Below are 20,511 nucleotides of genomic sequence, written 5' to 3' on the forward strand. Positions count from 1 at the left end.
CGGCGGGCCGGTTCGAGAAGTGAAGCGGCACGCCGCCCGTGGAACCCGTGGCGGCACGGGTCGCAGGGACAGCGCGATTCGCCCAATTTGGAGAGCATGATGCGGGAAAGCAAGTCCCGCCCCCCCTTGAGGCGCCGCGGGGCACGCCTGCGTCGCGCGCGGGGCCGGTCAAGATTTGCTCAGGAGATGCGCCAGCAGCGCGCGCAGCTGACCGGGCTTGATCGGCTTGTGGATCAGCTCGCAGCCTGCCGCACGGACATGGGCCTCGACCTCCGGCGAGTGGTCGGCGGTCGTCACGACGGCCGGGATGTCGCCGCCATGCACGGTGCGAAGCCACGTCACCGTGTCGAGGCCGCAGGCTCCGCCGTCGAGGTGGTAATCCGCGATGATCACGTCCGGGCTCCAGGTGGAGCCGGTGAGCCGGATCAGGCTGAGATGGTCGCGGGCCGCCAGCGCGTGCGCGTCCCAGTTCTGGAACAGCCGGGCGAGCGCCTCCAGCGCCGCCCGGTCGTTCTCGATCACGGCGATGCGCGCCCCCGTGAGGCTCGTCGGCAGGGCGAGGGGCTGGGCCGGCCGGGGCGCCTCGGCCTGGGCGCGCGGCAGGATCAGGGTGAAGCGGGACCCGTGGCCGACCCGGGAGACGAGGCTCAGCCGGTGGCCGAGCGCCTCGGCGGACCGGCGCACGATGGAGAGGCCGAGTCCGAGCGCGATCTCCCCGTCGACGCTCTCGCGCCCGCCCCGGTGGAACTCCTCGAAGATCAGCTCCCGGTCCGCCTCCGGGATGCCCGCGCCCGAATCGATCACGTCGACGCGCACGTCCCCGCCGCGCGGCCGGGCCGCGACCAGGACGCCACCCGTGCGGGTGTAGCGGATCCCGTTCGAGACCAGGTTCTGGATGATCCGCTGCAGCAGCACGAGATCGCTCGACACCCAGAGGTCGCCCGGGCGCACGCTGAGCCGCAGCCCCTTGCGGGCCGCGAGCGGGCCGAAGCTCGCCTCGACGCTCGCGAACACGTCCGCGAGCTTCAGGCTGCGCGGCTGCGGCTGGATCAGCCCGGCATCGAGCTTGGAGATGTCGAGGAGCGTCTTGATCAGGTCCTCGATCGTCTGGAGCCCGCGCTCGACCTGGCCGACGATCGCGAGCGCCTCCGCCCCCACCGGCATGTCGCCGAGGGCCGAGAGCGACAGCCGCGCCGCGTTGAGGGGCTGGAGCAGGTCGTGGCTCGCCGCGGTCAGGAAGCGGGTCTTCGAGCGGTTGGCCCGCTCCGCCTCCTCCTTGGCGGCGATCAGCGCCTGGTTCGAGCGTTCGAGGCTGCGCATCAGCGCCGTCAGCTCCTCGGTCCTGGCGCGCACCTGCCCCTCGAGGGTGATGGCGGTCTGGAACAGCGAGTAGGCGGTGCCCTGCTGGTCCATCGAGCGCTCGACCTGGGACATCAGGGCCGCGTTGATGCGCTCCAGCTTGGCGATGCGGCGGTGCAGCGCGGCCACCTCCTCGGCGGGTGCGGCCTCCATCGTCTCGGTCCTCATCGGGCGATCCCCATGGCGCCTCCCGCGGGGCCGGATGGCACCGCCCGCGGCGCCGGCTGCCGCCCGATCGCGATGCCCGTGAAGGTCTGGTTCAGGTGCATGGAGCGAAACTGCTCGCCGTAGGTTTCGAAACCGACGACATTGTACTGGCGGTACAGGTCCGAGATGCAATGCCGGACCTGATGCAACTCGGCATCGAGGCGGCGCAGGACGCATTCGAATCCGATCACGAGGTCGAGGCCGCCGAGCCGCGCGTCGAGGCGCGCCAGTTCCTCGCGGGTGGCGGCCACGATGTCCTTCTGCCGCGCCAGGGTGAGGACGACCCCCTCGTCGAGCGCGCACAGGAAGCTCAGCGAGCCGTCCGGGTTGAGGTGACGGATCGAGCGGCAGAAATAGTCGCCGCCGATCCGCACCACCAGGGGATTGGCCGCGAAGTCGGTCGCGGTCAGCGATTCCAGCGGCAGGCCGAGGGCCCGCGCGTACTCGGCCGCCGCGGGCTCCGCGTTGAGTTCGCGCACGGCCCGCCGCTCGCGGTCCGTCTCGGTGACCACGAACTTCGCGCCGGTCGGCTCGAAATTGTGGTTCTTGAAGATCTCGATCGGGAAGTCGGTCTCGATCAGGAGCAGGATCGCCGCCCCGCGATGCACCGCGCCGTCGTGGATCAGGGCGGTGTCCCGGAAGGTGAGGTCGTCGCCGGCCGATCCGCCCACCAGCGGCACGCCGTCGAGGCCGGTCGAGACCGCCGAGATCACCGCCTCCTCGGCGTTGGTCAGGCCGTCGATGAGCGAGAGGGCGAAGCGCTGCCCCCCGGTCCCGATCGCGTCGAGCTCCGCCCGCAGCGCGCGCAGGGCCGAGGCCGCGCGCTGCGCGTCGAGGTGGCCGATCTCCGGCAGCAGCACCGAGGCGACCCGGAACCCGGCCCGAGGGAAGGCCACCGCCACGAGCCCGCGGTCGAGGCCGCCCGTCGGGCTGATCTCCCCCGACGAGGTGCAGCCGGAGACGCGCAGGCCCGGGAAGTGTCGCGCCAGGGCGCCGGCCACCGCCCCGGCCCCGTAGGCGGGCGAGAAGAAGGTCACCAAGTGTCCGATCGGTTCGCGCTGCAGGGCGTCAGCGAACGCCGCCACCGCCGCTTCCGCCTCGGATTCATCGGTCCAGGCCGTCTGAATGCCGCAAAGGTGCGAGCAGGCGCGCGTGCCCTGCGCCACGGCGTGTCTCCCAGGCCCGCCGCCGGAACGCCGCGGCGGGGCGGGCTCGATTATGGCGATTGCTGGGAGAAGAGGCAAATGCGGCAGGGTGCGCAGGCGCAGCCGGTGCGGCGACTGCGCCTGCGCTGGGGAACGGGGCGGCGATCGCCCCCGCGATCGGCAGGCGCGCCGGAACGGCGCCCCCGCCATGATGCCCACCCCGGTTCCCGCCTGCTTCGCGGCGACGTTTCCTCCGACCGCTGAAGGTCAGAACGATACGTCCGGCCCCCGCGCGGCCACCATTGGACCAAGGTGCAGGGGTGCAGTCGTCGCCGCGTTGCACCCTAATCGTCATACCAAAGCACAGTGTCGCCAGTTCTCCCAGCGTGATACTGGTTGCGAATACGAATAAGGGTTGTAGTTCACAAGTATTCTTTGCTCACCGGCGGGACTGGCCCGGTGCCGCGCCGAACCGGTGGACGAATGCCCGTCGGCGCGCCCCGGGGCCGGGCCGGCGAGCGGCCGGTCCGGCGCGGCGAGCCGGGGCGGCGTTCTGCGGCGCGGTGATCGAGGGAAGTTGCGGTCCGATGGTGGCATTGACCAGTACGGGCAACCAAGTGTCTCCTGCCGAGGGGAGGCCTCCGGACGCGGTGCCGGCGCCCACGGAGAAGGGGTCGGACATGCACCTGATGATCGTCGATGATCACCCGCTCTTCCGCGAGGCGCTGACGAGCGCGGTGCGGCTGGCCTTCCCGGCCGCCGCCGTGGAGGAGGCGGACGGGATCGAGGCGGCCTGCGCGGCGCTCTCGCGGCTGCGCTCGGTGGACCTGACCCTGCTCGACCTGTCCATGCGCGGCGTCAACGGCTTCGACGGCCTGCTGGCGATCCGCACCCGCTTCCCCCGCATCCCGATCCTGGTCGTGTCCGGCATGGACGATCCGCGCATCGTCCGCGAGGCGCTGAGCCACGGCGCCGCCGGCTTCGTGCCCAAGGCGGCCGGCAAGGCGGTGCTCACCCGGGCGATCACGGACGTGCTGAACGGCGCGATCTTCGTGCCGGACGGCGTGGGCGCGCAGGAGGGCGAGGCGCCCCGCGGCGGCAAGCCGCCCATCGCCCAGCGCATCGCCGAACTCACGCCCCAGCAGGTGCGCGTGCTGCTGATGATCCGCCAGGGCAAGCTCAACAAGCAGATCGCCCACGAACTCGGCGTCGGCGATTCCACCGTGAAGGCCCACGTCTCCGAGATCCTGCGCAAGCTCGGCGTGATCAGCCGCACGCAGATCGTCATCGAGACCGCCAACCTCGACTACGACCACATCATGTCGGAGAGTTCGGCCGGGTGATCGGACGGGCTCCTGCCGCAAGGGAGCCGGCGATCGCCGAGCGGTGCCGTCCGCGGAGGGGCGCGCGGGTGCGCGCGCGGCTCACACCGCGCGCGCCCGGGGCCTATCCGAAAGTCTAAGAGCGGCTATGATCCCGGGTGACTAAACGGCCGGTCGAACCGACCGCCCCCTCGGGAGAAACGCCAGCATGACAGCCATCCAGAAGCACGGGCCATGGGCCCTCGTCGGCGCGCTCGGCGCCGCCGCGCTCGCCCTCGTCGCCACGCAGCGCGGCGAGACCGTCAACGCCCTCTGGATCGTCGTCGCGGCCGTCTCGGTCTACCTGATCGCCTATCGCTACTACTCGCTCTTCATCGCCGAGCGAGTGATGCGGCTCGACCCGACCCGCGAGACCCCGGCCGTGCGCCACAACGACGGTCTCGACTACGTCCCGACCGACAAGTACGTGCTGTTCGGCCATCATTTCGCGGCGATCGCCGGGGCCGGGCCGCTGGTCGGGCCGGTCCTCGCCGCCCAGATGGGCTACCTGCCGGGCCTGCTCTGGATCCTGGCCGGCGTGGTACTGGCCGGCGCCGTGCAGGACTTCATGGTCCTGTTCGTCTCGATGCGCCGCGACGGCCGCTCGCTCGGCGAACTGATCCGCTCGGAACTCGGCACGATCCCGGGCGTCGTGGCGCTGTTCGGCGCCTTCCTGATCATGGTGATCATCCTGGCGGTGCTCGCGCTCATCGTCGTCAAGGCGCTGGCCGAGAGCCCCTGGGGCACCTTCACGGTGATGGCGACGATCCCGATCGCGCTCCTGATGGGCGTTTACTCGCGCTGGATCCGGCCCGGCAAGATCGGCGAGGTCTCGCTGATCGGCTTCGTGCTGCTGATGCTCGCCATCGTGTACGGCCAGACCGTCGCGGCCGACCCGACCCTGTCGCGCCTGTTCACCTTCACCGGCACCCAGCTGTGCTGGATGCTGATCGGCTACGGCTTCGTCGCCTCGATCCTGCCGGTCTGGCTGCTGCTCGCCCCGCGCGACTACCTCTCGACCTTCCTCAAGATCGGCACGATCGCCGCGCTCGCGCTCGGCATCCTCGTCCTCGCCCCGCACCTGCAGATGCCGGCGGTTACGAAGTTCGTGGACGGCACCGGCCCGGTCTGGTCCGGCTCGCTCTTCCCCTTCCTGTTCATCACCATCGCGTGCGGGGCGGTCTCGGGCTTCCACAGCCTGATCTCGTCCGGCACGACGCCGAAGCTGATCGACAACGAGATCAACGCCCGCTTCATCGGCTACGGCGGCATGCTGATGGAGTCCTTCGTGGCCGTGATGGCGCTGGTCTCGGCGAGCGTCATCGATCCGGGCGTCTACTTCACCATGAACTCGCCCGCGGCCGTCGTCGGCACCACGCCGGAGACCGCCGCGGCGGCCGTCACCAAGATGGGCTTCGCGATCACCCCGGAGGCGATCCAGCAGACCGCCGCGGACGTGGGCGAGCACACGGTGATCTCCCGCGCCGGCGGCGCCCCGACGCTGGCGGTGGGCATGGCCCACATCATCTCCAACGTCGTCGGCGGCAAGGCCATGATGGCGTTCTGGTACCACTTCGCCATCCTGTTCGAGGCCCTGTTCATCCTCACCGCGGTCGATGCCGGCACGCGGGCGGGGCGGTTCATGCTGCAGGACCTGATCGGCGTCGCGGTGCCGGCCTTCAAGGACACCGCCTCCTGGGGGCCGAGCATCGTGGCGACCGCCCTCTGCGTCGCCTTCTGGGGCTTCTTCCTCTACCAGGGCGTCACCGACCCGCTCGGGGGCGTGAACACCCTGTGGCCGCTCTTCGGCATCTCGAACCAGATGCTGGCCGCCATCGCGCTCACCCTGTGCACGGTGGTGATCTTCAAGATGAAGCGCGAGCGCTACGCCATCGTGACGATCCTGCCGACCCTCTGGCTCGTCGCCTGCACGCTCACGGCGGGCCTGCAGAAGGTGTTCTCGGCCGATCCGCGGGTCGGCTTCCTGGCCCATGCCGACCGCTACGCCTCGGCCGCGGCGGAGGGGAAGGTCCTGGCACCCGCGAAGTCGCTCGATCAGATGAGCCAGATCGTCTTCAACGACCGCATCGACGCCGTGCTGGCGATGCTGTTCGTGGCCGTGGTGGTGGCGATCGTCGCCTTCGGGGTGAAGTCCTGCGTCGCGGCCTACCGGGCCTCGACCTGGACCGCCCTCGAGAGCGACCCGCGCGCCGTCCCGGCCCCGGCGGAGTGAGGCGGCCATGGCGCTTCCGTCGGAGCCCCTGCGCGAGCGCTGGGCGGCCCTCACCCGCTGCGTCTGCGACGGCGCGCGGCTGATGGTCGGCCAGGGCAATTACGACGCCTACCTGGCCCATATGCGCAGGACGCACCCGGACCAGGAGCCGATGAACCCGACGGAGTTCTTCCGCGACCGCCAGAACGCCCGCTTCGGCGTCGGCGGCCGCGGCGGGTTCCGCTGCTGCTGAGGACTCGGGGGGGGCGGCCCTCGGCCCTCCGCCCGGCCTCGCCCCGCCGCCGGCGCCCGGATCTCCCGCCCGAGGAGGTCCGCGGGCCGGCGGAACCGCAGGATCCGCCGTCGTCCGCCAATGCAGACGCGTCTTCGCCTGCGGGGCGGGCCGCGACCGCCGCCCATGATCAATCCGGCGCCCCCGTCACACCGGTCATCGCCGCGCCCCGCTGTGGTCACGATCGGGTAAATCCGGACTTAACCAGGGCTGAGCGGACAGCATGGCCGTGCCGCGGGATCGGCACGGCTCGATTCGGCCAAGCAATGCTAAGTTGATCGGAGTGTCGCTCCCGCCCGCTGCAGTCCCGTGGCCACGCTCGCCCCTTCCCTCCCCGCCGTTCTCCCGTCGCGCCCCACCCTGCCCCGCATCGGCGAGCAGCCGCTGCGCGGGATCGGGCTCGTCGTCCTGTCCACCATCTTCCTGTCGAGCTCCGACGCGATCGCCAAGTACCTCTCGGGATCGCTGCCGGCGCTGGAGATCGCGTGGCTGCGCTACGTGGGCTTCGTCGGGGTGATGCTGGCGGCGGCGCTGCTCACGCGGCGGCGCGGGCGCTCACCTCTCCGCAGCGCGCGGCCTGGGCTGCAGGTGCTGCGCGGCCTCGCCCTCGTCGGCTCGGCCCTGCTGTTCCTCTCGGGCCTGCGCTACCTGCCGGTGGCGGAGGCGACCGCGATCAGCTTCGTGTCCCCGATCTTCGTCACCGCCCTGTCGATCCCGCTGCTCGGGGAGACGATCGGCGTCCGGCGCTGGATCGCCGCCCTGGTCGGCCTCGTCGGGGTGCTGATCATCCTGCGGCCGGGCACCAGCGCCTTCCAGCTCGCCGCCCTGCTCCCGGTCGCCTCCTCGCTGTTCTGGGCCCTCGCCCTGGTCGCCACCCGCAAGATCAACGGCTACGACGCGCCGCAGACCACGATGACGTGGTCGGCGCTGGTCGGCTTCGCCGTCCTGACCTGCCTCGTGCCCTTCGCCTGGGTGGCGCCGAACCTCGACGAGATCGCGATCGGCGCGGCGGTCGGCCTGATCTCGACCACCGGCCACTGGATCGTGACGACCGCCTACCGGCACGCGCCGGCCTCGACGCTGGTGCCGTTCTCCTACACGCAGATCGTCTGGGCGGCCCTGATCGGCGCCCTCGCCTTCGGGTCGCGGCCCGACGCCTTCGTGGGCGCCGGCGTCCTTGTGATCGCCGCGAGCGGCCTCTACACCGCCCACCGCGAGCGGCTCAGGGGAGCCCGGGGGCCTGATCCCCTGGCGGGGACGCGACGCGGCCCCGCCGCCCCGCCCCCGCTCGCCCGGATCGTGTGAGGACATGGCGAGCATCACCCAGCGCATCGCGGCCGAGCTCGGCGCGCAGGAATGGCAGGTCAAGGCGGCGGTCGACCTCCTCGACGGCGGCGCCACCGTCCCGTTCGTCGCCCGCTACCGCAAGGAGGCGACCGGAACTCTCGACGACGCGCAGTTGCGCACCCTGGAGGAGCGGCTGCGCTACCTGCGCGAGCTGGAGGAGCGCCGCCGGGCGATCCTCGACGGGATCGAGGCCCAGGGCAAACTCGACGAGGCCCTGCGCCGCCAGATCCTGGCGGCCGAGACCAAGGCCCGGCTCGAGGACCTCTACCTTCCCTACAAGCCCAAGCGGCGCACCAGGGCGCAGATCGCCCGCGAGGCCGGGCTCGGCCCGCTGGCGGAGGCGCTCCTCGCCGATCCGCGCCGCGCGCCGCGCGAGGCCGCCGCCCCCTTCGCGGACGCGCAGAAGGGTGTCGCCAGCCCGGAGGCCGCGCTGGAGGGAGCCCGCGCCATCCTGATCGAGCGCTTCGCCGAGGATGCCGAGCTGGTCGGCGCCCTGCGCGAGACCTTCTGGAAGGAGGGGCGCCTCGTCTCCACCCTGCGCGCGGGCAAGGCCGAGGCGGGCGCGAAATTCGCCGATTACTTCGCCTTCTCGGAGCCGCTGACCCGCCTCCCCTCCCACCGGGTGCTGGCGCTGTTCCGCGGCGAGAAGGAGGAGGTGCTCGACCTGCGCCTCGACGAGACGCCCGCCGGGACCGAGCCCGGCGCGCCGAGCCGCTACGAGGGCCGCATCGCCCTGCGCCACGGCATCCGCGACGAGGGCCGCCCCGGCGACCGCTGGCTGGCCGAGACGGTGCGCGCGGCATGGCGCACGAAGCTCAGGCTCTCGATCGAGCTCGACCTGCGGGCGCGCCTGTGGGAGGCGGCCGAGAGCGAGGCCGTGCGGGTCTTCGCCGGCAACCTGCGCGACCTGCTCCTGGCGGCCCCCGCGGGCGCGCGCCCGACGCTCGGGCTCGATCCGGGCTACCGGACGGGGGTCAAGGTCGCGGTGGTGGACGGAACCAGCAAGGTCGTGGCCACGGACACGATCTACCCGCACGAGCCGCGCCGCGACTGGGACCGCGCCGTCGCGACCCTGGCGCGCCTCTGCCGCCAGCACCGGGTCGAGCTCGTGGCGATCGGCAACGGCACCGCCTCGCGCGAGACCGACCGGCTCGCCGGGGAGCTGATCCGCCTGCACCCGGACCTCGGCCTCACCAAGGTGATGGTGTCGGAGGCCGGCGCCTCGGTCTATTCGGCCTCCGCCTATGCGAGCCAGGAATTGCCGGACCTCGACGTGTCGCTGCGCGGGGCGGTCTCGATCGCCCGGCGGCTGCAGGATCCCCTGGCCGAACTGGTGAAGATCGAGCCGCGCTCGATCGGCGTCGGCCAGTACCAGCACGACCTCGCGGAGGGGAAGCTGTCGCGCTCCCTCGACGCGGTGGTGGAGGATTGCGTGAACGGCGTCGGAGTCGACGTCAACACCGCCTCGGCCCCGCTGCTGGCGCGGGTCTCGGGGCTGAGCGAGCGGGTGGCGCAGGCCATCGTCGTGCACCGCGACGCGCACGGGCCCTTCCGCAGCCGCACCGCCCTGAAGAAGGTGGCGGGTCTCGGGCCCAAGGCCTTCGAGCTCTCGGCGGGCTTCCTGCGCATCACCGGCGGCGACGACCCGCTCGACGCCTCGGGCGTGCACCCGGAGGCCTACCCGGTGGTGCGCAAGATCCTGCAGGCGACGAAGAGCGACATCCGGGCGGTGATCGGCAACGGATCGGTGCTGCGGAGCCTCGATCCGCGGGCCTTCACGGACGCGACCTTCGGGCTGCCGACGGTCACCGACATCCTGGCCGAGTTGGAGAAGCCCGGCCGCGACCCGCGCCCGAGCTTCCGCACCGCGAGCTTCCAGGAGGGCGTCGAGACGATCGGCGACCTCAAGCCCGGGATGCTGCTGGAAGGGGTGGTGACCAACGTCGCGGCCTTCGGGGCCTTCGTGGACGTGGGCGTCCACCAGGACGGGCTCGTCCACATCTCGGCCCTGTCGAACAGCTTCGTCAGGGATCCGCGGGCGGTGGTGAAGCCCGGGGACGTCGTGCGGGTGAAGGTTCTCGACGTCGACGTGCCGCGCAAGCGGATCTCGCTGACGATGCGCCTCGACGATGCCCCGCAGGCCCGGCCGGGCCGGGACGGCGCCCGGCGGGAGCCCGCGCCGAACCCTCCGCGCACCGAGACAAAGCCGCCGCGCGGGGAGACCGAGCCGGCCGGTGACGGCGCCCTCGCCGAGGCGCTGCGCCGGGCGGGGCTCGACCGGCCGCGACGGTAGAACGGAATCGGGTGCCGGGCCGCCGGCGGGCCCTCGCGGGCGACCGGGCCGGGACCTGTTCATCGGCGCAGATCGGAGCGAGGGCGTCGCGCCGGGCGGCGGTCCCGACCGGCATGCCGATGTCGCGCGTGCGCCGGGGGCCGTTCTCGTCTTCCCGGGTCGCGACGCCTTCCGCGCCGCGAGCCGGGAACGCGCACCCTCACATGCCACACCCGCCTGATCCCTTCGGGATGGCGGGTCTGCGCTTCGCTCACGGGCCGCGTGATCCGGGATCCGCTGTGATCAACCGAATCCCGGATCAGGCCGGGTCACCCGGTTCGCCGACAGGATCCGAACCGGGGCGATTCTTCAGGGGACGACGCGGCCCGGCGCCGGCGGCTGGGGCGGCGAGAAGGGCGCGATCGGCACGTCGCAGAAGCAGCGCGCGCCGAGCGGGCGGGGACCGGGCATCGGGCAGGAATAGGGCTGCGGACCGGACAGGCCGCGCTGGACCGCGTCGCAATTGTACCCGACGGCGCGTCGGGAGGGCGGCGGGGGCGCATCGTAGCCGTAGGCCGGCTGGGCCGCGGCCGGCGCGGCGAGTCCTGCGGCGAGCAGGGCCGCCGACGCGAGGAGGGCGCGAACGAACCGTCGCATCACTGCGTGTCTCCGTCAGGATAGGCGCGCCCCGCGGCACGGGACGGCAGGGCCGGCATCGGTAGCGGAACCGGGTCGTGGCGGCAACGCGCCGGGACGCGCCGGCGGGCCACGATGCTCGGCGCGAGGGCGATCTGGGGGATCCGACGTCGCGCAGGAATCGGGAGCGACCCCTTCCCCGGGAGCCACCCGCGCCCGATGCGCGCGCGGCCGCGCCCCTCCCGGGACACGGCCGCTCGGCAACGCCTGTTCACACTGGTTCGGGCATCGCTGCCCGTGCGGCGCGCCGGGACGGCGCGACCGCGCCTCCTCAGGAGGCGTTGTGCGTCACGTCGTTGGTGGCGCTCTTCGCGGCGTCGACGCCCTGCTGCATCGCCGCCTTGGCATTCTCGGCGCTCTGCTGCATGGCCGACTGGGTCATGCTGCCGAACTCCTTGGCCTGCGACTGGATCGCCGCGAACTGGCTGCGGAGGAACTCGGCTTGGTGCTGCATCGCCTCCTGCACGTCGCGGGAGCGGACGAGCTTCTGGGCGAGGTCGAAGGCGGCATTCACGTTCTGCTCCGCGAAGGCGAAGCTGCGCGTCGACATGGTCTGCGCATTCGTCCGGGCCACTTCCGCCGAACCCTGGATCGTGTCGGCCGTCTTGCGGGCCGCGCTGATGAACGAGTCGAACGCCTTCCGGGCCTGGTCGACGCTCTTCTCCGCGAAGTCGCGCATCTCGGCCGGAATCTCGTAGTTCGGGGTGGTGTTCATGTTCGTCTCCTCACTGATGCTCTCTCTGGCACAGGCGTTGTGCACTGCACAATAGCACATTCGGCGCGGAATGCCAGTTTCCCGCAGGCCGTTAAGGTTAATGATGGTGTAACGCTCGACCTGCGCATTCCGTGCCCGTGCGCGGTCGTTTCATTTCCGTTAAATCGGTGCCGGACGCATGGTGGCGGAGCGGCGAATCGTTCGATCCGGCGTGAATCGGGCGGATTGGGGAGCGGCAGTGGACGAAGGGGCGCTGTTCGAGGCGAAGATCGCGGCGCTGACGGCTCTTCCGGCCCTGGCGCGGCTGACGGCCGGGCGCCCGATCGCGTGCCTGTTCCTCGATGAATCGGCCGAGCGCGTCCTGCATCATTCCCCTGCGGCAAAGGGTCTCCGCGACGCGATCGCCGATCCGCAGGGCCGGATCGACCGCGACCTCGACGTGCCGCGCCAGCTGCGCGGGCTGCGCCACCTCGCGCCGGACGGGGAGAAGCCCCGCCTGTCGCGGCTGCGGATCGACCCGGGCGGGCTCGCCCCGCCCCTCGTCTGCGCCTGCTTGGTGGTGTCCCTGCCGGGCGACCGCCGCGCCCTCGCCCTGATCCCGACGGATCCGCTGCCGGCCCTGCGGCCGAGGCGGCGCCACGCGGTCCCCGCTCCCGCCCCGCCCTCCCCGCCGGTCTCCGGCACCGGCGCGGCGCCGATGCGCTTCCTCTGGCGCAGCGACGCGGAGGGCCGGATCGTCGAGGCGACCGAGGCGCTGACCGGCCTCGTCGGCCGCACGCCCCTCGGCCGGAGCTGGGCCGAGCTCCTGGCCGACACCGTGCAGGGGACGAGCGACGACCTCGCGGCGGCCCTCGCGGCGCGCCGGACCTTCCGCGCCCTCCCGGTCCTGTGGCGCTTCGACGGGACGGAACGAGGCGTGGCTGTCGACCTGTCCGGGGCGCCGCGCCTGGGCGAGGGCCGCGCCTTCGCGGGATTCAGCGGTTTCGGGGTGATTCGGCCCGACCGCGTCGCGCCGATGCCGCCCGCCCGCGCCGCGGCCCCGGCGAAGCCGAGCCTGCGCGAGCGCGCCGCCGCCGTGATCGCGATCGGGCGCGCAAGCGCCCCCGAGGAGCCGGGCCGGGCGGCGACGTGGGAGCCCCCGCCCGTGCCCGAACTGCCCGCCTTCGCCTCGCTGGCGGGCGCGACGCTGGCGGGCTTCGCCGGGATGATGGCCGCGACGCCGCTCAACGCCTTCGGGCTCGGCTGGCCCTTCTGCCTCGACGAGGAGGGCAGTGCGGAGCCGCCGACACGCAAGGACGCCGAGCCGGTGGCCGCAGCCGCCGCGCCGCGCGCCAGCGCCGAGCCGGTCGCCCAGGCGGCGCCCGAGCCAGTTGTCCAAGCGGCGCCCGAGCCCCCCCTCGCCCCGCCCGAGCCGGATGCGGCGCCCTCGCCCGGCCCGGAGACGAGGCCCGAACCCGCGGCGGGGGACGGCGAAGCGGGCCGGCGCCCCGAGGCGGCGGGCCACGACGAGACCCCGGCGCCCGCCGCCGAACCGGCGCCGGAGGTGCCGCGCCCCCTCGCGCCCGGCCAGCTCTCTCTCAACGAGCACGCGGCGTTCCGCGAGATCGCCCGGATCCTCGGCGCGCGCTTCGCGGGCGACGCGCCGCAGGACGGGCCGTCCCCGGCGCGCGACGCGGAGGAGGCGCCGCGGCGCGCGGGGGCGGTGACGCCCTTCCCCGCCCTGGCCCTCGCCCGCGCGCCCGAGCGCGGCCCCTCCACCGCCGGCGAGGTGGCGCGCGTGCTCGACCGGCTCCCGATCGGCATCCTGGTCCACCAGGGAGAGGAGGTGTTGCTGGCCAACCGCGCCCTCCTGTGCCTCGCGGATTACGAGAGCGCCGAGGCGCTGACGGCGGCGGGGGGCGCGGGCAGCCTGTTCCGGGGCCGCGATCCGGCGAGCCTGGCCGTGGGCGAGGGCGATCCGGCCGGCGGGGCCGATCATCCCGTCGTCCTGGCGACCCGCACCGGTGAGGCGCTGCCGGTGGCGGCCGTCCTCACGCCGGTCGAGTGGGGCGGCGCGCCCGCGAGTCTGCTGGCCCTGCGCCGGCTGCCGGAGGAGGACCCCGCCCGGCATCTCCGGGCGGCCGAGCTGGAGCGCGCCCGCCAGGAGGCGCGCCTGCGCGAGAGCGAGGCCGTCCTCGACGCGGTCACGGACGGGGTCGTCACCCTGGACGAGCGCGGCCGCGTGATCGCCCTCAACAAGGGCGCCGCCGCCCTGTTCGGGCACGAGCCGCGCGAGGTGAGCGGCGAGGACCTGACGGTGCTGTTCGCCCAGGACGGCCGGCCCGCGATCCGCGCCGCCCTCGAACGGGCGCGGGCCGGGGAGCCGGCGAGCACCGAGGTGGCGGCGGAGGGCGGCGAGCCCATCCTGGCCCTCACCCTCGCGCCCCTGGCGCAGGAGGAGCCGCGCCGCTTCTCGGTGCTCCTGCGCGACGTCTCGGCGGCGCGGCGGACGGAGGCGGAGCTCCTGCGCGCCAAGCGCGCCGCCGAGGCGGCGAGCAGCCAGAAATCGGATTTCCTGGCCACCATCAGCCACGAGATCCGCACACCCCTCAACGCGATCCTGGGCTTCACCGAGGTGATGATGGAGGAGCAGTTCGGCCCGATCGGCAACGAGCGCTACCGGGATTACCTGCGGGACATCCGCAGCTCGGGCGAGCACGTGGTCAGCCTCGTCACCGACCTGCTCGACCTCGCCAAGATCGAGGCGGGCCACCTCGACCTCCACTTCACCGGGGTGGTGCTCAACGACCTCGTCGGGGCGAGCGTGTCGCTGATGCAGCCGCAGGCGGCGCGCCAGCGGGTGGTGGTGCGCACGAGCTTCGCGAACGGGCTGAGGCCGGTCCTCGGCGACCAGCGCTCCCTGCGCCAAGCGGCCCTCAACCTGATCGCCAACGCGATCAAGTTCACGGATGCGGGCGGTCAGGTGATCGTCTCGACGGCGATGACCGACCGCGGCGGCGTGGCGCTGCGGGTGCGCGACACCGGCATCGGCATGACGCCGGACGAGGTCGAGACGGCGCTCCAGCCGTTCCGGCAGGTCGCGACCGCGCAGAACCGGCGCGGCCGGGGCACCGGGCTCGGCCTGCCCCTTACCAAGGCCCTGGTCGAGGCGAACCGGGGCACCTTGCGGGTGTCGAGCCGCAAGCACGAGGGCACGCTGGTGGAGGTGCTGTTCCCGCCCGCCCGGGTGCTCGCGATCTGAGCTCTCCGCCCGCCTCGGCCCCTTCCCGTTCGCCGGATCGGCGCTAAACTTGTGCAGTGCGGCAAAGCTCGCCCGCTGCCGCAAGGGACCTGCGTCATGCCGCTCCGCCCGCTGCGCCCCCTCCTCGCCGGCCTCCTTGTCGGCCTCCTCGCCGCCGCGCCGCTCCCGGCCGCCGCCGAGGGCGTGGCGATCGCCCTGCTCACGGAGCGCACCGGGCCCGCTGCGGCCACCGGGATCCCGCTGGCCAACGGCTTCGCCGACTACCTGACGATGCTCAACCAGCGCGACGGGGGCCTCGGCGGGCAGCGGGTGACGGTCACGGAATGCGAGACCGGCGGCAACCTGGAGCGGGGCCTCGCCTGCTACGAGGAGGCCCGGCGGGCCGGCGCCGTCGCGATCAATCCCGGCGGGGTCGACCTCGCCCTCGCCCTGCTCGGCCGGAGCGCCGCCGACCGCATCCCCCTCGTCTCGGTCCCGGCCGGCCCGGCGCTCGCGGCGGCCGGCCAGCGCTTCCCCTACGCCTTCGCGCCCCCGGCCACCGCCTGGGACGGGCTCACGGTCGCCCTCGCCTTCCTGACCAACGCCCCGGAGGGGCTGGAGGGGCGGCGCGTCGCCTACCTGCACCGGGACACGCCGGCCGGCCGCGACCCCGTGCCGGTGATGGAGGGGCTGGCCGGGGAACTGGGTTTCAGCCTGCGCAGCTACGCCCTGCCCGAGCCGCCGGAGGGCGCCGGCATCTGGCGCGGCGTCAAGGCCGCCTCCCCCGACATCCTGATCCTCGACGGCTCGGCCGGGCTCGCGGGCGATCCGGTCGGGGACGCCCGCGCGGCCGGGATCCCGCTCAATCGCGTCATCGCGCTCGGCAGCCCGAGCGCCGAGGCCCTGCGCCAGGCCGGTCCCGCCGCGCGGGGCTTCCGCGAGATCACTTGGCATGCGGCGACCGACAGCTTCCCGGCCTTCGACCAGATCGACCTCCTGGCCATCGATGCCGGCCTCTCGCGCACGGAGAAGGACGAGGCGACGGGCCTGCTCTACAACCGGGGCGTCTACGCGGCCGTGGTCACGGCGGAGGGGATCCGCAACGCGCAGCGCCGCGCCAGGGGCGAGCCCCTCGACGGCGACGCGGTCCGGCGCGGGCTCGAAGCGGTCCAGATCGACGGGGCGCGCTGGAAGGAACTCGGCCTGACCGGCTTCGCGGCGACCCTGCGGCTGTCCTGCGGCGACCATAGCGGGCACCTCGCGGGCCTCGTCCTGGAGTGGAACGGCGCCAAGTGGGTTCAGGTCAGCGACAAGATCGCCCCCCTGCGCCAGCGCCTGCGGCCGCGCCTGGAGGCCGCCGCCCGGGCCTTCGTCGAGGGCGCGGCCGCGGGCGGGCCCTGGCCGGAGCGGCCCGAACCCTGCGAGCGCTCGTGAGGCGCCCGGCGGCGGGGCCGGTCCCGACGCGCCGCCAACGAGGCGGCGGGACGCGGCCGCGCCGCTGATTCGGCCCGGGCGCCGCGCGAGGGCTGCACCGCCGCGCAAAAGCCGCTATGGCTCCGAGCGCCGCGTCCCGGGCGTCTTCCCGCGAGACCGGGCCGCGGCCCAGAATCGGAGGACTCGCCCCCGCGATGACAACCACATTCCGCGCCGCCCCCGACGCCCTCGCGTCGCAGAATCCAACCATCGCCGCCTTCGACACCAGGGCCCGCATCCGCGCCATCATCGGCTCGTCCTCGGGCAACTTGGTCGAGTGGTACGATTTCTACGCCTATGCGTTCACGGCGATCTACTTCAAGGACGCGTTCTTCCCCGGCGCCGACCCGACCGTCCAGCTCATCAACACCGCGGCGGTCTTCGCCATCGGCTTCCTGATGCGGCCGATCGGCGGCTGGCTGTTCGGGCGCATCGCCGACCGGCTGGGGCGCAAGAACTCCATGCTGATCTCCGTGCTGATGATGTGCCTCGGCTCGCTGATCATCGCGGTGCTGCCGACCTACGGGCAGATCGGGCTCCTCGCCCCGGTCCTGCTGCTCCTCGCCCGCATGGCGCAGGGGCTCTCGGTGGGGGGCGAGTACGGCACCAGCGCCACCTACATGAGCGAGGTCGCCCTGAAGGGGCGGCGCGGCTTCTACGGCTCCTTCCAGTACGTCACGCTGATCGGGGGCCAGCTCCTCGCCTCGCTGGTGGTCGTGCTGGTCACCCTCGGACTCTCCGACCGCGAGATGAGCGCCTGGGGCTGGCGCATCCCCTTCCTCATCGGCGCCCTCGCGGCGGTCGTGGCGCTCTACCTGCGGCGCTCCCTGCACGAGACCTCGACCGCCGAGACGCGCGGGGCGCAGGAGGCCGGCAGCGTCCGGGCACTCTGGCAGCACCACCGCCGCGCCTTCCTGACGGTGCTCGGCTACACCGCCGGCGGCTCGCTCATCTTCTACACCTTCACCACCTACATGCAGAAGTATCTCGTCAACACCGCCCACATGGACAAGAAGACCGCGAACTACGTCATGACCGCGGTGCTCTTCACCTACATGGTGGTGCAGCCGCTGTTCGGGATGTTCGCCGACCGGTTCGGGCGCAAGACCGCGATGCTGATCTTCGGCGCGTCCACCACGGCGCTGACGGTGCCGCTGCTGCACGCGATCGGCGGCACCACGGACCCGTTCCTCGCCTACGCGCTGATCACGGCGGCGCTGCTCTGCGTCTCCTTCTACACCTCGATCAGCGGGCTGGTGAAGGCGGAGATGTTCCCGGCCGAGGTGCGGGCGCTCGGCGTCGGCCTGTCCTACGCCATCGCCAACGCGCTGTTCGGCGGCTCGGCGGAATTCGTGGCCCTCTCCTTCAAGGATTGGGGCGTGGAGACGTGGTTCTTCTGGTACGTGACGCTCATGTGCGCGATCGCCTTCCTGACCTCGCTGCAGATGCCCGACAGCCGCCGCTCCGGATACCTTCAGGGCGACGGCACCGCCTGAACCGGGGCCGGGGCAGGGCGTTGACCCGGCGGGATCTCCGCTCACCAGCACAAAGGATCGCGCGATGCGCCTCCCCCGCCTCCTCGCCCTCGGGTTGCTCGCCGCCACCCTCGGCGCCGGGCCGCTCGCCGCTCAGAATGCCGATCCGGGCGCCGCCCCGGCGGAGCCCGGATCGACCGGCACCGTCAACCGCAACGTCATGGCGACCGGGCAGACCAAGCCGCCCGGCCGCGCCGCCGCCCCGCGCGAGGCCAACCAGCCCGACCGGGTGAAGGAGCTCAACCGCAAGGTGGATACCGGCATCTGCATCGGCTGCGACTGATCCGACATCCGACGGATTGCTTCGCCATCTCCCCTTTCGGCCATGCGGATTTCGGCGTCGCTCAAACGCCGCGCGGGCGTGCCAGACGACATCCGACGGATTGCTTCGCAATGCGGATGTCGGCTTCGCTCAAACGCCGCGCGGGCTCGTCATCCGCTGTCCGGACGATCACGTCCGGACGGCGTCTGATACAGGTCAAGGCCGCGGCCGGCGTGGCCGTGCCAGGGAGGGAAGCGACGGTGCGGGAAGGCGCGCTCCCGGGAGCGGTCGGCCCCGCGCCGCGCCAAGCGGCCGGCCCTGCAACGCGGCTCATCCGAAAGGCGTTAGACGGAAGAATCCGTTGCAGGCCGGCCGCTCGCGGGATTAACACCTAAGCACAAGCACCGGACTCCGAAACGAACGGTCCGGCTAAGGTGAAGAGAGGGAGAGCGCCATGACTCAACGGATCGTCGCGGTGCCGGCCGCCGTCAAGGAGCGGGCATATATCGATGAGGCCAAGTATCGCGCTTGGTATGAGGCTTCGATTAACGATCCCGAAGGATTCTGGCGCGAGCACGGCAAGCGGATCGACTGGTTCAAGCCCTACACCAAGGTGAAGGAGACCGATTTCGGTCCGGGCAACGTCTCGATCCGCTGGTTCGCGGACGGCGTCACCAACGTCGCGCACAATTGCATCGACCGCCACCTGGCCACGCGCGGTGATCAGGTCGCGATCATCTGGGAGGGCGACGATCCCTCCGAGTCCCGCAGCATCACCTACCGCGAACTGCACGCGGAGGTCTGCCGGATGGCGAACGTCCTGCGCAACCGCGGCGTCGGCAAGGGCGACCGGGTCACCATCTACTTGCCGATGATTCCCGAGGCGGCCTTCGCCATGCTGGCCTGCGCGCGGCTCGGCGCCATCCACTCGATCGTCTTCGGCGGCTTCTCGCCCGATTCGCTCGCCGGCCGCATCGAGGGCTGCGCCTCCAAGCTGGTGATCACCGCGGACGAGGGCCTGCGCGGCGGCCGCAAGGTGCCGCTCAAGGCCAATGTCGACGCGGCGATCCAGCGCCTGCCGCGGGACAGCGTCGACCACGTCATCGTGGTGCGCCGCACCGGCGGCAGCGTCGCCATGGAGGCGGGGCGCGACGTCTACTACGACGACGCCGCCCGCGAGGTCACCGACGAGTGCCCGGTGGAGCACGTCGAGGCCGAGCACCCGCTCTTCCTGCTCTACACGTCGGGCTCGACCGGCCAGCCGAAGGGCGTCGTCCACACCACCGGCGGCTACCTCGTCTACGCCTCGATGACGCACCAATACGTCTTCGACTATCACGAGGGCGAGGTCTACTGGTGCACGGCCGATGTCGGCTGGGTGACGGGCCATTCCTACATCGTGTACGGGCCGCTCGCGAACGGCGCCACGACCCTGATGTTCGAGGGCATCCCGACCTACCCCTCGGTCTCCCGGTTCTGGGACGTGGTCGACAAGCACAAGGTCAACATCTTCTACACCGCCCCGACCGCCATCCGCTCCCTGATGGGCGCGGGCGAGGAGCCGGTGAAGAAGGCCTCGCGGTCGACGCTGCGCGTCCTCGGCTCGGTCGGCGAGCCGATCAACCCCGAGGCCTGGGAATGGTACTACCGGGTCGTCGGCGACGAGCGCTGCCCGATCGTCGACACGTGGTGGCAGACCGAGACCGGCGGCATCCTGATCTCGCCGCTGCCCGGGGCCACCGCCCTCAAGCCCGGCTCGGCCACCCAGCCCTTCTTCGGCGTCAAGCCGGTGGTGGTGGACGGCGACAACAAGGTGCTGGAGGGCGCCTGCGAGGGCAACCTCTGCCTCGCCGATTCCTGGCCGGGCCAGATGCGCACCGTCTGGGGCGACCACGAGCGCTTCGTGCAGACCTACTTCTCGACCTTCCCGGGCCGCTACTTCTCGGGCGACGGCTGCCGCCGCGACGAGGACGGCTACTACTGGATCACGGGCCGGGTCGACGACGTCATCAACGTCTCGGGCCACCGCATGGGCACGGCCGAGGTGGAATCCTCGCTGGTGGCGCATCCGAAAGTCTCGGAAGCCGCGGTGGTGGGCTATCCCCACAGCCTCAAGGGCCAGGGCATCTACGCCTACGTCACCCTGATGAACGGCGAGGAGCCGACCGAGGCGCTGCGCAAGGAACTGGTCGCCTGGGTGCGCAAGGATATCGGGCCGATCGCCTCGCCGGACCTGATCCAGTTCGCCCCCGGCCTGCCCAAGACCCGCTCGGGCAAGATCATGCGGCGCATCCTGCGCAAGATCGCCGAGGACGACTTCTCCTCGCTGGGTGACACCTCGACCCTCGCCGATCCCGGCGTGGTCGACGACCTGATCGAGAACCGGCAGAACCGCGCCGGCTGAGGTCGCCCCGC

At 72.4% G+C, this 20,511-nt stretch carries 14 protein-coding genes; 10 read left to right on the forward strand and 4 right to left on the reverse strand.

Features of this window, described 5'->3' with window-relative positions; genetic code table 11:
• Window positions 1-168: 168 nt before the first annotated feature.
• Together QA634_RS14920 and QA634_RS14925 are read right to left on the reverse strand one after the other, a co-directional pair.
• Window positions 169-1,527: a hybrid sensor histidine kinase/response regulator gene (locus QA634_RS14920; RefSeq protein ID WP_018260605.1), complete on the reverse strand. Its 1,359-nt coding sequence runs from the start codon at window positions 1,525-1,527 to the stop codon at window positions 169-171.
• Window positions 1,524-2,732, reverse strand: a complete 1,209-nt coding sequence (locus QA634_RS14925; RefSeq protein ID WP_012332752.1) for an FIST N-terminal domain-containing protein — start codon at window positions 2,730-2,732, stop codon at window positions 1,524-1,526. The genes QA634_RS14920 and QA634_RS14925 overlap by 4 nt, the downstream gene beginning before the upstream one ends.
• A 566-nt stretch (window positions 2,733-3,298) precedes the next feature.
• On the opposite strand from QA634_RS14925, the gene QA634_RS14930 reads away from it, so the two are divergent.
• The 5 genes from QA634_RS14930 (at window position 3,299) to QA634_RS14950 (ending at window position 10,216) form a co-directional block, all read left to right on the forward strand.
• Window positions 3,299-4,054, forward strand: coding sequence for a response regulator (locus tag QA634_RS14930; protein WP_012332753.1), 756 nt, complete (start codon window positions 3,299-3,301; stop codon window positions 4,052-4,054).
• 187 nt (window positions 4,055-4,241) lie between these two features.
• The gene (locus QA634_RS14935; RefSeq protein WP_012332754.1) at window positions 4,242-6,305 is read left to right on the forward strand and encodes a carbon starvation CstA family protein; all 2,064 of its coding nucleotides are present in this window, start codon (window positions 4,242-4,244) and stop codon (window positions 6,303-6,305) included.
• Window positions 6,306-6,312: 7 nt separating this feature from the next.
• Window positions 6,313-6,537, forward strand: a complete 225-nt coding sequence (locus tag QA634_RS14940) for a YbdD/YjiX family protein (protein WP_012332755.1) — start codon at window positions 6,313-6,315, stop codon at window positions 6,535-6,537.
• A 348-nt stretch (window positions 6,538-6,885) separates the two neighbouring features.
• Window positions 6,886-7,881: a DMT family transporter gene (locus tag QA634_RS14945; protein ID WP_283027504.1), complete on the forward strand. Its 996-nt coding sequence runs from the start codon at window positions 6,886-6,888 to the stop codon at window positions 7,879-7,881.
• A 4-nt stretch (window positions 7,882-7,885) separates the two neighbouring features.
• Window positions 7,886-10,216: a Tex family protein gene (locus tag QA634_RS14950; RefSeq protein ID WP_012332757.1), complete on the forward strand. Its 2,331-nt coding sequence runs from the start codon at window positions 7,886-7,888 to the stop codon at window positions 10,214-10,216.
• Between the two features lie 348 nt (window positions 10,217-10,564).
• On the opposite strand, the gene QA634_RS14955 is transcribed toward QA634_RS14950, so the two are convergent.
• Complete coding sequence (locus QA634_RS14955) at window positions 10,565-10,852, reverse strand: hypothetical protein (RefSeq protein WP_012332758.1); 288 nt, start codon at window positions 10,850-10,852, stop codon at window positions 10,565-10,567.
• A gap of 310 nt (window positions 10,853-11,162) precedes the next feature.
• Window positions 11,163-11,606 carry a phasin gene (locus QA634_RS14960; protein ID WP_012332759.1) on the reverse strand — a complete coding sequence of 148 codons (444 nt, stop codon included), beginning with the start codon at window positions 11,604-11,606 and terminating at the stop codon, window positions 11,163-11,165.
• Between the two features lie 238 nt (window positions 11,607-11,844).
• Here QA634_RS14960 and QA634_RS14965 point away from each other — a divergent pair, with 238 nt between their 5' ends.
• The 5 genes from QA634_RS14965 to acs all read left to right on the forward strand — a co-directional run bounded on the left by QA634_RS14965 (window position 11,845) and on the right by acs (window position 20,500).
• A complete protein-coding gene (locus QA634_RS14965; RefSeq protein WP_012332760.1) occupies window positions 11,845-14,847 on the forward strand; it encodes a sensor histidine kinase in 3,003 nt (1,000 codons plus the stop codon).
• Between the two features lie 96 nt (window positions 14,848-14,943).
• Window positions 14,944-16,260 carry an ABC transporter substrate-binding protein gene (locus tag QA634_RS14970; protein ID WP_012332761.1) on the forward strand — a complete coding sequence of 439 codons (1,317 nt, stop codon included), beginning with the start codon at window positions 14,944-14,946 and terminating at the stop codon, window positions 16,258-16,260.
• Between the two features lie 194 nt (window positions 16,261-16,454).
• Entirely contained in the window at window positions 16,455-17,795 is a 1,341-nt protein-coding gene (locus tag QA634_RS14975) for an MFS family transporter (RefSeq protein WP_012332762.1), read from the forward strand.
• A gap of 64 nt (window positions 17,796-17,859) precedes the next feature.
• On the forward strand, window positions 17,860-18,117 hold the full coding sequence (locus QA634_RS14980) for a hypothetical protein (protein WP_012332763.1): 258 nt from the start codon (window positions 17,860-17,862) through the stop codon (window positions 18,115-18,117).
• 433 nt (window positions 18,118-18,550) lie between these two features.
• Complete coding sequence (gene acs / locus QA634_RS14985; RefSeq protein ID WP_012332764.1) at window positions 18,551-20,500, forward strand: acetate--CoA ligase; 1,950 nt, start codon at window positions 18,551-18,553, stop codon at window positions 20,498-20,500.
• Window positions 20,501-20,511: the final 11 nt, after the last annotated feature.

It is taken from the genome of Methylobacterium sp. CB376, assembly GCF_029714205.1.
Taxonomy (GTDB): domain Bacteria; phylum Pseudomonadota; class Alphaproteobacteria; order Rhizobiales; family Beijerinckiaceae; genus Methylobacterium.

Coding starts and splice junctions, on each gene's coding strand:
- QA634_RS14920 (WP_018260605.1), bottom strand. CDS start 1,527: ATGAGGACCGAGACGATGGAGGCCGCACCCGCCGAGGAGGTGGCCGCG.
- QA634_RS14930 (WP_012332753.1), top strand. CDS start 3,299: ATGGTGGCATTGACCAGTACGGGCAACCAAGTGTCTCCTGCCGAGGGG.
- QA634_RS14935 (WP_012332754.1), top strand. CDS start 4,242: ATGACAGCCATCCAGAAGCACGGGCCATGGGCCCTCGTCGGCGCGCTC.
- QA634_RS14940 (WP_012332755.1), top strand. CDS start 6,313: ATGGCGCTTCCGTCGGAGCCCCTGCGCGAGCGCTGGGCGGCCCTCACC.
- QA634_RS14950 (WP_012332757.1), top strand. CDS start 7,886: ATGGCGAGCATCACCCAGCGCATCGCGGCCGAGCTCGGCGCGCAGGAA.
- QA634_RS14955 (WP_012332758.1), bottom strand. CDS start 10,852: ATGCGACGGTTCGTTCGCGCCCTCCTCGCGTCGGCGGCCCTGCTCGCC.
- QA634_RS14960 (WP_012332759.1), bottom strand. CDS start 11,606: ATGAACACCACCCCGAACTACGAGATTCCGGCCGAGATGCGCGACTTC.
- QA634_RS14970 (WP_012332761.1), top strand. CDS start 14,944: ATGCCGCTCCGCCCGCTGCGCCCCCTCCTCGCCGGCCTCCTTGTCGGC.
- QA634_RS14975 (WP_012332762.1), top strand. CDS start 16,455: ATGACAACCACATTCCGCGCCGCCCCCGACGCCCTCGCGTCGCAGAAT.
- QA634_RS14980 (WP_012332763.1), top strand. CDS start 17,860: ATGCGCCTCCCCCGCCTCCTCGCCCTCGGGTTGCTCGCCGCCACCCTC.
- acs (WP_012332764.1), top strand. CDS start 18,551: ATGACTCAACGGATCGTCGCGGTGCCGGCCGCCGTCAAGGAGCGGGCA.